We start from the raw sequence: 14,669 nt of genomic DNA on the forward strand, positions 1-14,669 counted from the left end.
ATAAGCTTTAGCTATTTAGATAAACAATTACAAGCTTTAGAATAACACAAAACTCAACTTAAAACTCCAATACAATGAATAAATCTATTATAATTTATTTGTTAACTATAGTTAGCACCATATGTTTTGCTCAACAAGACAAATCTGATTTAAAAATGACCTCAAACTATTCTTCAAACAATGAAGAACTAAGTGATATTTTTCAATTTGAAGGTATTGAATATTACAATTTACAATTCTCTGGAAAAGATCTAAAATCTAAACATTATCAGTTAACAGTAAAAGACATTTGGAATGGCAAAATAGTTTCAGATACTACAATTGTTAACAGTTCTAATCTTCCTTTTAAAGTGCATCAAAAAATCAATGACACTGTATTTAAGATGAAAGTTATGTCTAAATTTTCAGAAAATAACACTTTAAAAATGAGTTTTAAATTCCCTAGATTTTCAATAAACAAAGAATTTAAAGCGATTAAATCTAATGATTATAGCTTAAGGAATATCGCTGAAGAAAGTAATTTAGAATTAAAATATAATGATACATTTTATTTACTCGCATACATTTTACCATACGAAAAAAGTGATGGTTCAAAATCTTGGTGTGATGTCGGTAAGGATGGTAAAGACATTGAAAAATGGGGCAAAAAATTTAATATAAAACATTATTTAATTTTCGAAATGCGATTCTTCTAGTTTTTAAAGCAGGAAACATCATTAAATCTATTACAATACAACCTTCGAATAAGCGTTTTAATATTCAATTAAAACGTTCCATTAATTTTAAAAATAACAAATGAAACCATTAATAATATTATTTTTCATAGTATCTAATCTCTTTTTAAATGCACAAGATTGCTATTATGAAGACTATTATAATCAAGTTGATTTAGCAAAAAAAGAGTACAATAAAAGAAACTATACAAAAGCTAGTAAACATTTTAAAAAAGCCTTTTCTAGTGTAGACTTCCCTCTTGGTCACGACCTTAGTTTTGCTTTAGTAGCTGCTAAAGAGATAAAAGATGAGCAATGGATGGAGAGTATTGCTATAACATTAGCTAAAGGTGGCATTCCATTAAAATATTTTAATAACTACTACACCTTTAATTGGCATAAAACATTTAAATCTAATTTTAAAAATTATCGTAAATATTATCTAGATAACTTTGATATTAAACTGAAAGAACGCTGGATAGCTTTAATACTAAAAGAACAAACTATAACGAATAAACATATTGAGTTTAACTTAGGGAAAAGATCTTTAACATTACAACAAATGATAGATGATGCCTACTCAATTTTAAATGAATTAAACGACATAGTACTATCTAAAGGCTTTCCTGGAGAACAAAAAATAGGATATTTGTATATAAAAGGTAAAAACAGAATAGAACCTTATGGGGCATTCAACTTATTATTAAATACATATTTAAGAGGAGAAAGCATCTTTAAAACTGGCATCCAAAATTTAATTTGTAACGGCAAGCTATCTCCAGATTCAAAAAACAAATTATTAGACGAAAACGAGCTTCTTTACAGTAAAGGTATTGAAGAAGCGATAACTATTGTGTATAATAAATATAAGAAAGATTAATCATGAATACAATAACTACCCTCTAAATAAAAAGAAATCGTCTTTCATATCTTCTATCTGCGAATCTTCATTTGTAATAATATAATTAATCGCTTTAGAGGTAAATGCATCTCCTTTTTTAGTTAGAGATACGATACTTTCATCAATCACAATCATATTGTTTTTAAGAGCTAATTCCAACACGGTTTTGGCTCTTACTTTTTGCCAATTTATATGTTCTCTTAAATGGTTAACGTGGCGTTCTTCTGCTTCGTTATGGTTTTTAAGGTGTAATAAAAAGGTTAAAAGAGATACTTCTGTTCGTTGTTGTTTTTCTCTATAAATAACAGCTATTAACCCTTTTGTAGGTGCAAACAAATACACCATTAAAAATAGAAGCCCCAACATGGTTGTTATAGATCCAGATATAGAGGCATCTAACCAATGTGCAAACCAATAACCAGAAATGGCACTGAACACCCCAAAACTAACGGCCAACATCAACATTTTTTTTAAATCTGTTGTTAATAAATAGGCACTTGCTGCTGGTGCAATCATTAAAGCAACTACTAAAATAGCTCCTACGGCATCGAACGCCCCAACAGTAGTTACAGACGATACCGTCATTAATCCGTAATGAATAATTACTGGAGAAAACCCTAAAGACGCCGATAATCCGGCATCGAACGTACTTACTTTTAATTCTTTAAAAAAGGCTATTAATAAACTAATGGTGACTAACAAAATAACGCCAACTACCCACATAGACTTTGGTCCTATATCTGTACCAGCTATTAACAATCTATCGAAAGGAGCAAAAGCTAATTCTCCTAATAACACTGCATCTACATCTAAATGTACATCGTTTGCATTTTTTGCTATTAAAATAACACCTATGCTAAAAAGCGCTGGAAAAACTAAACCTATTGCTGTATCTTCTTTTACCAATCCTGTTTTTTGAATCCACTCTACTAAAATTACTGTAATTATACCTGTTAAGGCTGCTAACAAAATAAGTATGGGTGAGTTTAAATTTTGTGTAATAAAAAACCCTATCACTATACCTGGTAGTATGGAGTGGCTTATAGCATCGCTAATCATCGCCATTTTACGTAATACTAAAAAGGTTCCTGGTATAGCACAAGCAATGGCTACTAAACTAGCAATAAGTTGTATTTCTATTTGTGCACTACTCATTGGTATTGGTTTGTTGATTATACAAATTAGAAGCTGTTTTAAATCCTTCCTCGGTTAAACTCCACATAGTCCCTTCTAGTTTTACATAGTTTTTATCTACTAATTTTTGAAGCGTCCCTCTTGTATAGCCTTGAAAGTTATTTAAAATTTTAATGGTATGTGGGTGCGAAATATCTTCATGTGTTTCTGCTATATTATACATAAAGGCTAATGTTTTATGTAATTTTAAGTCTCGTCTGTTTTTAATAAAACGTATTTGCTTAAATAATAATCCACGACTAGGTGAAAACACAAAAGAAAACAATACAAATACTGAAGCTACTAATACAATTACTGGCCCTGTAGACAGGTTATTTTGAGACGCGCTAATTGCAGTTCCAAACACTCCAGAAAATGCACCAAAAATAGCTGCTAAAAGTACCATAACACCTAAACTATTTGTCCATTGTCGTGCTGCTGCTGCTGGCGCTAATAGCATAGCACTCATTAACACTACTCCTACTGTTTGTAAACCTAATACTATAGCTAATACAATGAAGCTGGTAATTAAAATATCAATTATTTTTGTATTAAATCCTAGTGTTTTAGTATAATCTGCATCAAATAATAATATTTTAAATTCTTTCCAAAACAATAAAAGTACTAATAAACAAATTCCTGTAACGGTTGCCATTAACCAGACATCGCTTTCTACTAATGTTGCTGCTTGCCCAAAAAGGTATTTATCTAAACCTGCTTGATTAGCGTTTAGTTGTTTTTGGATAAAGGTTAGCAACAACATTCCGAATCCAAAAAATAGAGATAGGATAAGGCCTAAGGCTGTATCGGATTTTAAATGTGTTTTAGTAATGATTCCTCTAATCCAAAACGTTCCTATTAAACCACTTACTAAAGCTCCTAATAGCAATACATTGCTATCTTTTGCTCCAGTAATTAAAAAGGCTATTGCGATGCCTGGTAACGCTGCATGAGAAATTGCATCTCCAAGCAGACTTTGTTTTCGCAATACAGCAAAGCTACCTAACATACCACAAACAGCACCAAGTATGGCTGTTCCTAATGTTATGGTTCTAAGTGTATAATCGGAAAAAACGAGCGATATGTATTCTTTTATGTCGATGAGTTTTGGTTTTTTAACAGTTATTTATATTTTCTTTCCTCTAGCTTTTCAAGCTTTAATTTGTCTTGTTTACTTCTAATTTCTGTTCTTTCAAAAAAATGTCCATCTGGCCAAATTAACTTTTCTTTTATCGCCCTTCTTTTTAGTAAATCTATATCTTCAACTTTTTCGTAAGCCCATATTTTCCATTTAGTTATCATAATACTCCAAATACCCCAAGCTAAAATAAAACCTATAACGCATGTTACTAAAACAATTTTTAATTCTAAATTTAAAATATATGTCAAACTAGGTAAAATAATCATAGCGATAAATACTGGTATATTTACCATTATATGACCTCTATTAATTACTTTGGTTATTGACGTTTTAGATTCCATTTATTACGTTTCTTTTCAATTATTAAGATTCCTGCCTTCGCAGGAATGATAGCTATTCTTGTATGCTCACTTTATAATTTATTCCGTAGGTTTTTGTTAGGTTATCGTCGTTAAAAATATCTTTTACTGGTCCTGTTGCAATTTTCTTTACATTTAAAAAGGTTACCCAATCAAAGTATTCTGGAACAGTTTGCAAATCATGGTGTACTACTATTACTGTTTTTCCTGCTTTTCGTAATTCTTTTAAGATATTTATAATAGCTATTTCTGTTGTAGCATCCACGCCCTGAAAAGGTTCGTCCATAAAATAAATGGAGGCATTTTGCACTAAGGCTCTTGCCAAAAATATACGTTGTTGTTGCCCTCCAGATAATTGACTTATTTGTCTGCCTTTAAAGGGTAACATTCCTACTTTTTCTAAAGCTTCTAGTGCTAATTTCTTCTCTTTTTGTTTAGGGCGTTTTATCCAACCTAAGCTTCCATAAGTTCCCATCATGACAACATCTAGGGCTGTGGTTGGAAAATCCCAATCTACACTTCCTTTTTGTGGTACGTAGGCTACTAAAGACCGTTGTTTTTCGTAAGATTTACCGTAGATACTAACGCTTCCCGCTATCGGCTTTAAAATTCCTAAAATAGATTTTATAAGTGTAGATTTTCCTGCGCCATTTGGTCCAACTATAGCCATAAGCACTCCTTCTGGAATTTCTAAATCGATATCCCAAAGCACTGGCTTATAATTATATGCCACTGTCAAATCGTCTACTTTTACTGCTATGTTTTTACTCATAATAGTTTTTATCTTTTAATTACAAAGCCTTTGTTTTATTGTATTTTCCTTTTATATATTTACTAATAAAAAAAGCAATACCAAAAAGAAAAGTATAGATAAACAGAAATTTAAAAGCTCTTAAAGCTATTGTTTTTATATTCTTTTCTATAGTTATTTTAAGACTAAACAAACCACTTAATTCGTTCTCAACTCCATATATTGCACTAATGGGCGTACTTATTAATTCTCCTTTTTTATTAAACAATAAATACGTTGGATAATTTGTTATATTAAGTCGTTTTATAAAGTTTTCTCCATGCTTATTATTATAAAATGTCCAATTAGGGTTATTTGCTATTAAAAAATCCCATGGTTTCTTTTTATTAGATAATAATTTTTGAGTTACAGATTCTGGATCGATAGTTACACTCATTATTACCAGGTCCTCTTTATACTTATTCAATAATTGAGGAAAATATTTCATATCTTTTAAACAAGGTGTACATCCAGCAAACCAAAAATCCATTAAAATAACTTTTCCTTTATAATCTGATATTGATTTTAACTCTCCAAACTGATTTTTTAAAACAATATCATCTAATTGTATATTTTTATCATATTTACTACTATTCTGTTTTACTAAAAACAAAATTATAATTACAGTATAAAAAACAAAAAGCCCTAAAATATATCGCTTTAAAATCTTCATAAATTAATTATTTAAGCGCCTCTATAATTGTATTTACATTATACTCGAACATTCCAATATAAGTTCCTTCAATAGTTCCTGCATCTCCTAAAGCATCGGAGTATAGTGTTCCTCCAATTGCTACTTCATGATCTTTAGATTTTACTGCTGCTTGTAATGCTTCTATGGTTCGTTTTGGTACAGAGCTTTCTACAAAAATAGCTTTTACATTTTTTTCTATAATAAAAGCTGCTAATTTCTGAACGTCTTGAACGCCTGCTTCTGTTGCAGTGGATAATCCTTGTAACCCTACGACCTCGAATTGAAATGCTTTTCCGAAATAATTAAACGCATCATGGGCTGTAACTAATATGCGTTTCTCTTTAGGTAGTTTGTCTATAACGCTACTTAACTTAGCTTTTAAGGCTTCTAGTTTTTCAAGATATTGCTTTTCATTTTCAGCATAATTAGCTGCATTTTTTGGGTCTTTTTTAGATAACACCTTAGTAACTTCTTTTGCAAATGTTTTAAAGTAATCGATATCGAACCATACATGCGGATCGTAATTAGACGCAAAATACTCAGAGCCTATTAAAGTGCTTTTATCTAATGCTTCGGCTAAAGCTATTTGAGACTTTGCTTGATTTCCCATTTTTTCAAATACCTCAACAAGTTTACCTTCTAAGTGTAACCCGTTATAGAATATAATGTCAGCATTTGTTAGTTTAGAGACATCTCCCGCACTTGCTTTGTACAGGTGCGGGTCTACGCCACTCCCCATTAGCCCTTGTAATTCTATATAGTCTCCACCTATATTTTTAACCAAATCGGTTATCATGGTCGTAGTTGTTACCACATTTAGTTTTCCGTTTTCTTTTTTTGTTTCGCTTTCACAGCTTAGTATAACTAAAGCTATGCTAAGTATTATTGTATACTTTTTCATAAAAAATTATTTTTTTGGTAATCTAAAGCTTATTCCTGCACTTACTAATAAATCTTGACCTTCTGTTATGCTTGTTCCTACTGTAGCATCTAATTGAACATTATTAGATACTAAATATGTAACTCCTGCATCCCATAAATGGTTTGCTTTATTATTTTCTGGCATATCGCCATACAATTCTACATAAGCTCCCCATTTATCGCATATACTATACCCATATGCTATTGTATACAAATAAGCAGCTTCTGGAGAATCGTTTTCCCATGCTGCTCCCAGATTATAGGATAGGCTTGATTTCTCACTTAATGTATGTGCAAACGAAAACCTAAAATCTACACCTGTATTTTGAGGTCTAAAATCTTTTTTTACTGAAAACGGCAAGTTTAAATGCCCAAGAAATCCAATCTCTGGCATTGCTCCATTTTCTTCGGTAATTCCTACTTTAAACCCCAATAATAATGGTGAAAAACTGCTAGCTGAAGTTATCTCTGTTCCTTTAAATTTTGTTTTACTGTCTGTATAATCCCAACCTAAACGCAGTTCTAGATTATCTAGTAACCCATAACGAATTAGCATTGTATTTAAGGTAAAGTCTTCTGTTTTAAAATCGTTTTTTTCAAAGGTTTCTAGAAAGGCTCCTGTTTCTACTTGTATAAACCCTTTTGGCACAGCTGTTGGAGATTCTGTTGCATCTGGTCTATCTGTAATTAAAGCGCCTAAAGGAGCTTCTTGTTCTTGAGCTAATACTGTTGTTGCAGTAATTATTCCTAGTGCAACACTTAGAATATACTTTGAGTAGTTATTAAATTTCATTGATGTAAATTATGTTTGTAAAATCTTCGTTTAATAGAATCGTGTTATTATTAATTAAAATTTGAGTCATTTTATTATTGGTAAACTGCTTAGTAACTGTAACCGAGTTGCCATACTTTAAGCCATGTTGTGCACAAAAATCGAAAAACTCTTTATCATCACTCATCAGCCTAGAAATAATATATTGTTGTCCTTCTTTGGCAAATGAAAGTGCTATTGATGTATCTGTTGTTGTTATTTCTCCTTCTGCATTTGGAATGGGGTCTCCATGAGGATCGAACTTAGGATTCCCTAGGTAAGCACTTATTTTATTTGCTAAAAAATCTGAAGTTTCGTGCTCTAATAATTCTGCTTCTCTATGTATTTCATGTAAAGACATATCGAACATTTTAAATAATAACGCTTCCCATAGTCTATGTTTACGGACCACATTTAAAGCCATTTTATTACCTTTTTCTGTAAGTTTTAGTGCTTTATACTTTTCGTAGTGCAATAAATCTTTGGCTGCGAGTTTCTTAGCCATATCTGTTGCAGCGGCATTAGATATCCCTAATTTTTTAGCAATATTACCTGGCTTAGTATTATTATTATCGTGTTTATCGTTCTTGTAAATTGCCTTTACAAAGTTTTCTATAGCTACTGACATTATATTATGCTTTAAAAAAAATTTAAGCAAGCTTAAAAATTTTTCAAATATAACTAAAAAATTAATACTTTTTTAAGTTTGGCACGATTTACGTTATATTTATAATCTAAAACATTAAGTTATAATGAAATCTATCGTTTTTGTCATTGCCATATTATTTTCTTCTTTTGGAATTGCTCAAGATTCTACTAAAGTAAAAGTTGAAACTCCTAAGATTGTTACCAAATTACAATTAGGTAAACTAATGCATTTTGAAGATATTGATATTAAGTTTGTAGAAGTTGTAACAGATTCTCGCTGCCCTAAAGGTGTTTCTTGTGTTTGGGCTGGAGAGGCAAAGGTATTAGTGGATATTTATAAAGCTGGCAAAAAAATAGATCAAAAAGAAATTGTATTTAATACGTCTAATCAATTTGTAGACAAACTTGCTAATATTTTTGCTTCAGAAACGCTTAATATTTCTGGTTACACTTTATCTCCATATCCAGAGTATGGCAAAAAAATTAAAACTGAGGACTACTACCTTCAATTAGACATAAAAGAGATAGAATAGTTTAGTTCTTATTTTTATTTAAAAATCCTTTAATTGTAAATAATAAAATAATTTCTACACCTATAGAGAACACAATATAAAGTAGGCTAAGGCCCATTATATATTTTAGAAACAGTCCACTAAAGATAAAAATTATAAGTACAAACAACCCTCCTTTTAAATCTTCAAAAAAAGACTCTTTTTCAGATTTATAATCAAAGTAAAAAGCTATTAAAATAAGTAGTATTGCCAAATATTATTTTATACCAAAAATAAGCATTTAGTGACAGCCACAACTATCTTTACCACATGTTTTTTTAGCTTTTGTTTTTTTCCAAAAGAATTTCTTTATTAAAAAAGAAATAGCTGCTGCTAAAGTTATAAAAACAAGTATATTTTGAATAATTGTATTCATATTTCTTTCGTCGGAATTTGTAATAACTCCTTAATTGTTTATTTTAAAAACTGAAAAGCTATTAAAGCTACAACATACGCTAATACCGTCATAGCTGTTAATTGTATCATTGGCCATTTCCAGCTATTTGTTTCTCGTTTTACTATAGCTAGTGTACTCATACATTGCATTGCAAATGCATAAAATAACAGCAAAGAAATACCTGAGGCAAAATTATATAATGGCTTACCTGTAATTGGGTTTATTTCCCCAGCCATTCGTTTTGTTATTGTCTTTTCATCGTCTGTTCCAACACTATAAATGGTAGCTAATGTTCCCACAAAAACTTCTCGCGCTGCAAAAGAGCTCACAATTGCAATACCTATTTTCCAATCGTAACCTAAAGGCCTTATAGCTGGTTCTATTGCTCTACCTGTAATACCTATAAAGGAATGTTCTAACTTATGTGATGCTATTTTTTGTTGTAGTTCTTCTTCCTGTAGGTTTTGAGATGCATATTCTTCTGTTACTATTTGTTCTGCATTATTAAACTGCTCTCCTGGGCCATAAGACGCTAAAACCCATAATACAATAGATATTGCTAAAATAATTTTACCGGCTCCAAAAATGAATGATTTTGTTTTTTCTAGAACTGTTAAACCAACATTTTTAAACATTGGTAATTTATAGTTTGGCATTTCTACTACAAAATAAGTTTTACTTTTTATTTTAAGTATTTTATTTAAAATGTATGCTGAAAGAATTGCTGCTCCAAATCCTATTAAGTATAGTAGCATTAGCGTTAAAGCTTGATAACTCAACCCTATAAAACGTCCTTTTGGAATAACTAAACCTATAATTATTAAATAAACTGGTAATCGTGCCGAGCATGTAGTAAATGGTGTTACTAATATAGTAATAAGGCGTTCTTTCCAGCTTTCTATATTTCTAGTCGCCATAATTGCAGGAATAGCACAAGCGGTTCCAGAGATTAATGGCACAACACTTTTACCGCTTAATCCAAAACGCCTCATAATACGATCCATTAAAAAAACAACACGACTCATGTATCCGCTTTCTTCAAGAATAGCTATAAAGAAAAATAAAAAGGCTATTTGTGGAATAAAAATTACTATACCTCCTAACCCTGGAATAATACCTTCTGCTAGTAGATTAGTAAAAACTCCTGTTGGCAATGATTTTTTGGTCCAATCGCTAAGGGAGGCAAAGGTTTCGTCTATATATTCCATTGGGTAACCTGACCAATCATATATGGCTTGGAATATGGTTAATAGAATAAAAAAGAATATAAGATAGCCCCATACTTTATGAGTTAAAACACGATCGAACTTGGTCCTTAAATCTTTAGCTTGCGATGTATCTATAGTCTGCCCTTTCTTTAAGACTTCATTTATAAATTGATAGCGTTTTATCGTTTCTTTTTGCTGAAGTCGTTTTAAATCGCTTTTAGATTTTGTTTTAAAACTTGTAATTGCATCTATTTCTTTTCGGTCTGTTTTACCAAAATTAACGTCTTGTGTTATAACTAGCCAAAGTTTATATAATAATTGATTAGGAAAAGCTTTAGAGAGCCTGTTAAAATATTCCTCATCTATTTCTGAGGCATTTACACAGGGTTTTACAGATAATTCTTTATAGTTTGTTATAAGTTCTTTTAAATTGTCTATTCCTGTTTTTTTACGGGTGCTTATTAACGCTATTTTTGTTTCTAATTTGGCTTCTAGGTAATCTATGTCAAGAGAAATTCCTTTATATTTCATTCTATCGGCCATATTAATTACCAATAGACAAGGAATTTCTAAATCTTTAATTTGTGTAAATAGTAACAGGTTACGCTTTAAGTTTTCTACATCACTAACCACTACTGCTACATCTGGAAAGTCTTTATCGTTTTTGTTTAAAAGTAGCTCTATTACTACATTTTCATCTAAAGAGGACGCATTTAAACTGTAGGTTCCAGGCAAATCTATAATATGTGCTTTTACGCCTCTTGCTAGTTTACAGGTTCCTTCTTTTTTCTCTACTGTTATCCCTGGATAATTTCCTACTTTTTGGTTTAGACCTGTAAGTGCATTAAAAACTGATGTTTTTCCTGTATTGGGATTTCCAATTAAAGCGACATTTAACTGTTTACTCATTGGTTATGTTTTCAATTAGTATATGTTGTGCTGTCTCCTTACGTATTGCAAGATGACTCCCATTTATATTTAAATACATTGGGTCTGCAAAAGGAGCTATTTGCACTAATTCTACACTATTACCAGGAAGACACCCCATTTCTAAAAGTTTTAATGGTATTTGTTTAGATGACACATCGGTTATTACCGCAGTCTCTCCTCGTTTTAATTGTGCTAGTGTGAGTTGCAAGCTTATTTAGATTGATTTTAAAGAGGCAAAAGTAAAGGAAAAATGGTAGGTAAAAAAATTGTAGATAGAAAACTACTTATTAGATTCTTTTTTTAACTTTTTAATGTCTTTTAAAAGTTGAGAAATAGCTTCTGGGTCTGTACCATCATAGAAACCTCGTATTTGTCTCTTTTTATCAATTAGCATAAAGTTTTCGGTATGTATCATGCTATAATCATCATAATTACCATCTTTAACTGCCATGTAGCTCTTTCTTGCTAAATCATAAATATGTTTTTTATTACCTGTTACTAGATTCCATTTTGCATCGTTTACTCCTTTTCTTCTAGCATATCGTTTTAACTGAGCTACTGTATCTATTTTTGGTGTTACGGAATGAGATAATAGCATAACTTCATCATCATTTAATATTTCTTTTTGAATATCTCTCATATGGTCTGTCATAATAGGACAGATGGTTCCACAGGTTGTAAAAAAGAAATCGGCAACATATATTTTGTTTTTATAATCTTCCTGTGTTATAGTTTTTCCATTTTGATTTGTTAGGCTAAAGTCTGCTATCTTATGATATTTTTTAACATGCTGTATTGTACTATCTACTAATTCTGTATCAATATTACTTGGCTGGTAAATAGGCAATGGTTTTTCTTCTGGTTTTAGAATAGAATAAAAGATTGTGATTATAATTGCTGAAAGAACGGCAAATCCAACAGCAAACTTCTTGTAGTCTTTAAAAAATGATAACATATATTACTATTTGTAAAATAGAATACAAAAATACAATGAAATTGAAACACAGCATATTAATTTCTTTCATAAATTACTATTAAAATACAAAGCAATACGTTAATAGCTTTTTATACTTAATCTAAATACTTACTTTTGGCTCTTGAAAAATTTTAGAATACAATAATACATGGAGTTCGTAATAAAAATAAGTCAATTTTTACTTAGCCTTTCCCTACTAATTATACTACACGAGTTAGGACACTTTATTCCTGCTAGACTTTTTAAAACTAGAGTAGAAAAGTTTTACTTGTTTTTTGATGTAAAGTACTCTCTATTTAAAAAGAAAATAGGTGAAACTGTTTACGGTATTGGTTGGTTACCTTTAGGTGGTTATGTTAAAATTGCTGGAATGATAGATGAAAGCATGGATAAAGAGCAAATGGCTAAGCCCCCACAACCCTGGGAATTTCGCTCTAAACCAGCTTGGCAGCGTTTAATTATTATGCTTGGTGGTGTTTTTGTAAACTTTGTATTGGCTTTAATTATATACATTTTAGCTTCTTTTGCTTATGGAGACTCTGATATTTCTGTTTCTAGTATTAAGGATGGTTATTGGATAGAGAATAAATTACTTACAGATTTAGGTTTACAAACAGGTGATAAGGTTCTAAAAATAAATGATACTCAAATTATAAATAATTCAGATATAAGAGAAAATATTATTGGAGCCGAAACGGTTACTGTTTCTAGAAACGGAGAAGAAAAAACAGTTAGTTTTCCAGAAGATTTTTTAGGTCAACTCTCTAATAGCAAAGACAGGAGCTTATTTCAATTACGAATTCCTTTTATGGTTGGTTCAATAGCGGACTCTTCTGCAAACAAAAATGTAGATTTACAGCCTAAAGATATTATTACTGCTATTAATGGAAATGAACTAAAGTATTATGATGAAGTAAAAAGTCTCGCAACAAACTTAAAAGGAGAAACTGTTACTGCTTCTATTTTAAGAGGCAACGAAACTATTTCTCGACAACTAAAAATTGATAATGACGGAAAATTTGGAATCATTGCTGCATCTCACCCTAAACGTTTTGCTGAATTAGGTTATTACAATATTATAACCAAAGAGTATTCTTTTGGAGAAAGTTTTGGTGTTGGTTACAGAAAGTTTACTGGACAGATAACATCGTATTTTGCACAATTAAAATTAATTTTCACACCAAGTACTGGTGCTTATAAAGGTGTTGGTGGTTTTAAGGCTATTTTTGACATCTTTCCAGACACATGGAGCTGGCAAGCTTTTTGGAATATTACTGCCTTTTTATCAATTATGTTAGGAGTTCTTAATTTATTACCTATTCCTGCTTTAGATGGTGGACATGTTATGTTTTTACTTTATGAAATGATTTCTGGGAGAAAACCTGGTGACAAGTTTATGGAATATGCACAAATGGTAGGTTTTATTCTTTTAATGGGGCTTGTACTGTTTGCCAATGGTAATGATATTTTTAAATGGATTACAGGATAAAAAGCTCATTTTCAATTCGCTTTTAAATAAAAGTAAAGTTCTTAGAAAAAAAATTAATTTTTCTATTGTACAATTGAAAAAAGCTTTTATATTTGCACTCGCAACAGCGAAAAACACTCCTCTTTAGCTCAGTTGGTTAGAGCATCTGACTGTTAATCAGAGGGTCCTTGGTTCGAGCCCAAGAAGAGGAGCTTTCTTAGACTTCCCACCAGAAATGGTGGGATTTTTTATTTCCAATAACTTGAAACGCTTATGTTTACTAATAATTACAGACATTAACGAATTCAAATTAGCGGTTCGATACTTATTTTTCATAAACACCAATTTTTCAGGAAATATCGAACCAACAATCTTTTTTTTGATACTCGCTGGAGAGGAGACATAAAGTTTATCTATTCCATTAAGTAATGAAATCCCCAATTTTAGATACTCCTCTATATCATTATTTAAGCCTTTCAAACTCTCCGCCTCTGCATTAAGATCATTTATTTTTTGCTTGGTTTTATTTTTAACAGAATTATAAGTTGAAACATCAATGAAGTTATCGAAAAATTTATCTTCTACTGATTCTACTCTTTTATCTAATTTATCAAGCTCTATTTTAATTTGCCTCAATCTAGTTTTTCTAGATTGTTTTTCTCCACTGAATGTTTCTATTAAAATTTCTTTATACAGCTTCTTTACATCTTCTTTTATTACAAACTCTTGAAGAAGCAATTCAAATAAGCCATTAGCATCATCTGCTCTAAACCGTTCTTTACATTTTGGCTGACAATGATAATAGAAATGACGCTTCCCATTTCTTCCTTTTGAAGCACTTCCTGTTAATGGACATGCTATATTTGACAGGACAGTAAGAAGCGAGTTTATATATTTATAAACTTTAATAAAATAACAATGTCAAAACCACGAAATTTTTACACCAAAGAATTTAAACATAAAGCTGTAGAGCTTAGTTATGCAAAAG

General features: G+C 30.7%; 16 protein-coding genes and 1 tRNA gene. 5 read left to right on the top strand and 12 right to left on the bottom strand.

The window, feature by feature from the left end:
- Nucleotides 1–155: 155 nt before the first annotated feature.
- Nucleotides 156–695 carry a hypothetical protein gene (locus tag ACVC08_RS07225; protein WP_452601549.1) on the top strand — a complete coding sequence of 180 codons (540 nt, stop codon included), beginning with the start codon at nt 156–158 and terminating at the stop codon, nt 693–695.
- A 100-nt stretch (nt 696–795) separates the two neighbouring features.
- Nucleotides 796–1,593 carry a hypothetical protein gene (locus ACVC08_RS07230; RefSeq protein WP_452601550.1) on the top strand — a complete coding sequence of 266 codons (798 nt, stop codon included), beginning with the start codon at nt 796–798 and terminating at the stop codon, nt 1,591–1,593.
- 15 nt (nt 1,594–1,608) lie between these two features.
- On the opposite strand, the gene ACVC08_RS07235 is transcribed toward ACVC08_RS07230, so the two are convergent.
- From ACVC08_RS07235 to ACVC08_RS07270, 8 genes are read right to left on the bottom strand one after another with little or no spacing between them, the layout of a single operon-like run.
- Nucleotides 1,609–2,769: a metal ABC transporter permease gene (locus ACVC08_RS07235; protein ID WP_452601551.1), complete on the bottom strand. Its 1,161-nt coding sequence runs from the start codon at nt 2,767–2,769 to the stop codon at nt 1,609–1,611.
- Nucleotides 2,762–3,889, bottom strand: coding sequence for a metal ABC transporter permease (locus ACVC08_RS07240; protein ID WP_452601559.1), 1,128 nt, complete (start codon nt 3,887–3,889; stop codon nt 2,762–2,764). The genes ACVC08_RS07235 and ACVC08_RS07240 overlap by 8 nt, the downstream gene beginning before the upstream one ends.
- A 20-nt stretch (nt 3,890–3,909) precedes the next feature.
- A complete protein-coding gene (locus ACVC08_RS07245) occupies nt 3,910–4,269 on the bottom strand; it encodes a hypothetical protein (protein WP_452598635.1) in 360 nt (119 codons plus the stop codon).
- A gap of 52 nt (nt 4,270–4,321) precedes the next feature.
- Nucleotides 4,322–5,059 (bottom strand): metal ABC transporter ATP-binding protein, encoded by a 738-nt coding sequence (locus ACVC08_RS07250; RefSeq protein WP_452598634.1) that lies wholly within the window; start codon nt 5,057–5,059, stop codon nt 4,322–4,324.
- A gap of 19 nt (nt 5,060–5,078) precedes the next feature.
- A complete protein-coding gene (locus ACVC08_RS07255; protein WP_452601552.1) occupies nt 5,079–5,750 on the bottom strand; it encodes a TlpA family protein disulfide reductase in 672 nt (223 codons plus the stop codon).
- A gap of 7 nt (nt 5,751–5,757) precedes the next feature.
- Nucleotides 5,758–6,672, bottom strand: coding sequence for a metal ABC transporter solute-binding protein, Zn/Mn family (locus ACVC08_RS07260; protein WP_452601553.1), 915 nt, complete (start codon nt 6,670–6,672; stop codon nt 5,758–5,760).
- A 6-nt stretch (nt 6,673–6,678) separates the two neighbouring features.
- Nucleotides 6,679–7,485, bottom strand: a complete 807-nt coding sequence (locus ACVC08_RS07265) for a transporter (RefSeq protein WP_452601554.1) — start codon at nt 7,483–7,485, stop codon at nt 6,679–6,681.
- Nucleotides 7,475–8,131: a metal-dependent transcriptional regulator gene (locus tag ACVC08_RS07270; protein WP_452601555.1), complete on the bottom strand. Its 657-nt coding sequence runs from the start codon at nt 8,129–8,131 to the stop codon at nt 7,475–7,477. The genes ACVC08_RS07265 and ACVC08_RS07270 overlap by 11 nt, the downstream gene beginning before the upstream one ends.
- 124 nt (nt 8,132–8,255) lie before the next feature.
- Between ACVC08_RS07270 and ACVC08_RS07275 the strand changes: the two genes are divergently transcribed.
- Entirely contained in the window at nt 8,256–8,684 is a 429-nt protein-coding gene (locus ACVC08_RS07275; RefSeq protein WP_452598629.1) for a hypothetical protein, read from the top strand.
- Nucleotides 8,685–9,116: 432 nt separating this feature from the next.
- On the opposite strand, the gene feoB is transcribed toward ACVC08_RS07275, so the two are convergent.
- From feoB to ACVC08_RS07290, 3 genes are all read right to left on the bottom strand, one after another.
- On the bottom strand, nt 9,117–11,216 hold the full coding sequence (gene feoB, locus ACVC08_RS07280) for a ferrous iron transport protein B (RefSeq protein ID WP_452601556.1): 2,100 nt from the start codon (nt 11,214–11,216) through the stop codon (nt 9,117–9,119).
- A complete protein-coding gene (locus ACVC08_RS07285) occupies nt 11,209–11,445 on the bottom strand; it encodes a FeoA family protein (protein WP_452598626.1) in 237 nt (78 codons plus the stop codon). The genes feoB and ACVC08_RS07285 overlap by 8 nt, the downstream gene beginning before the upstream one ends.
- A 72-nt stretch (nt 11,446–11,517) precedes the next feature.
- Entirely contained in the window at nt 11,518–12,192 is a 675-nt protein-coding gene (locus tag ACVC08_RS07290) for an SCO family protein (protein WP_452598625.1), read from the bottom strand.
- A 169-nt stretch (nt 12,193–12,361) separates the two neighbouring features.
- Between ACVC08_RS07290 and rseP the strand changes: the two genes are divergently transcribed.
- Both rseP and ACVC08_RS07300 read left to right on the top strand, forming a co-directional pair.
- Nucleotides 12,362–13,702, top strand: coding sequence for an RIP metalloprotease RseP (gene rseP / locus ACVC08_RS07295; RefSeq protein WP_452601557.1), 1,341 nt, complete (start codon nt 12,362–12,364; stop codon nt 13,700–13,702).
- A 117-nt stretch (nt 13,703–13,819) separates the two neighbouring features.
- Nucleotides 13,820–13,893, top strand: a tRNA-Asn gene (locus ACVC08_RS07300).
- On the opposite strand, the gene ACVC08_RS07305 is transcribed toward ACVC08_RS07300, so the two are convergent.
- A complete protein-coding gene (locus ACVC08_RS07305) occupies nt 13,859–14,419 on the bottom strand; it encodes a hypothetical protein (RefSeq protein WP_452601558.1) in 561 nt (186 codons plus the stop codon). The genes ACVC08_RS07300 and ACVC08_RS07305 overlap by 35 nt on opposite strands.
- Between the last annotated feature and the right edge of the window lie 250 nt (nt 14,420–14,669).

The organism is Pontimicrobium sp. MEBiC06410 (assembly GCF_053601615.1).

Excerpts from the sequence above, each read along its gene's own strand:
- ACVC08_RS07225 (WP_452601549.1), top strand. The coding sequence starts at position 156 with ATGACCTCAAACTATTCTTCAAACAATGAAGAACTAAGTGATATTTTT.
- ACVC08_RS07230 (WP_452601550.1), top strand. The coding sequence starts at position 796 with ATGAAACCATTAATAATATTATTTTTCATAGTATCTAATCTCTTTTTA.
- ACVC08_RS07235 (WP_452601551.1), bottom strand. The coding sequence starts at position 2,769 with ATGAGTAGTGCACAAATAGAAATACAACTTATTGCTAGTTTAGTAGCC.
- ACVC08_RS07245 (WP_452598635.1), bottom strand. The coding sequence starts at position 4,269 with ATGGAATCTAAAACGTCAATAACCAAAGTAATTAATAGAGGTCATATA.
- ACVC08_RS07250 (WP_452598634.1), bottom strand. The coding sequence starts at position 5,059 with ATGAGTAAAAACATAGCAGTAAAAGTAGACGATTTGACAGTGGCATAT.
- ACVC08_RS07255 (WP_452601552.1), bottom strand. The coding sequence starts at position 5,750 with ATGAAGATTTTAAAGCGATATATTTTAGGGCTTTTTGTTTTTTATACT.
- ACVC08_RS07260 (WP_452601553.1), bottom strand. The coding sequence starts at position 6,672 with ATGAAAAAGTATACAATAATACTTAGCATAGCTTTAGTTATACTAAGC.
- ACVC08_RS07265 (WP_452601554.1), bottom strand. The coding sequence starts at position 7,485 with ATGAAATTTAATAACTACTCAAAGTATATTCTAAGTGTTGCACTAGGA.
- ACVC08_RS07270 (WP_452601555.1), bottom strand. The coding sequence starts at position 8,131 with ATGTCAGTAGCTATAGAAAACTTTGTAAAGGCAATTTACAAGAACGAT.
- ACVC08_RS07275 (WP_452598629.1), top strand. The coding sequence starts at position 8,256 with ATGAAATCTATCGTTTTTGTCATTGCCATATTATTTTCTTCTTTTGGA.
- feoB (WP_452601556.1), bottom strand. The coding sequence starts at position 11,216 with ATGAGTAAACAGTTAAATGTCGCTTTAATTGGAAATCCCAATACAGGA.
- ACVC08_RS07290 (WP_452598625.1), bottom strand. The coding sequence starts at position 12,192 with ATGTTATCATTTTTTAAAGACTACAAGAAGTTTGCTGTTGGATTTGCC.
- rseP (WP_452601557.1), top strand. The coding sequence starts at position 12,362 with ATGGAGTTCGTAATAAAAATAAGTCAATTTTTACTTAGCCTTTCCCTA.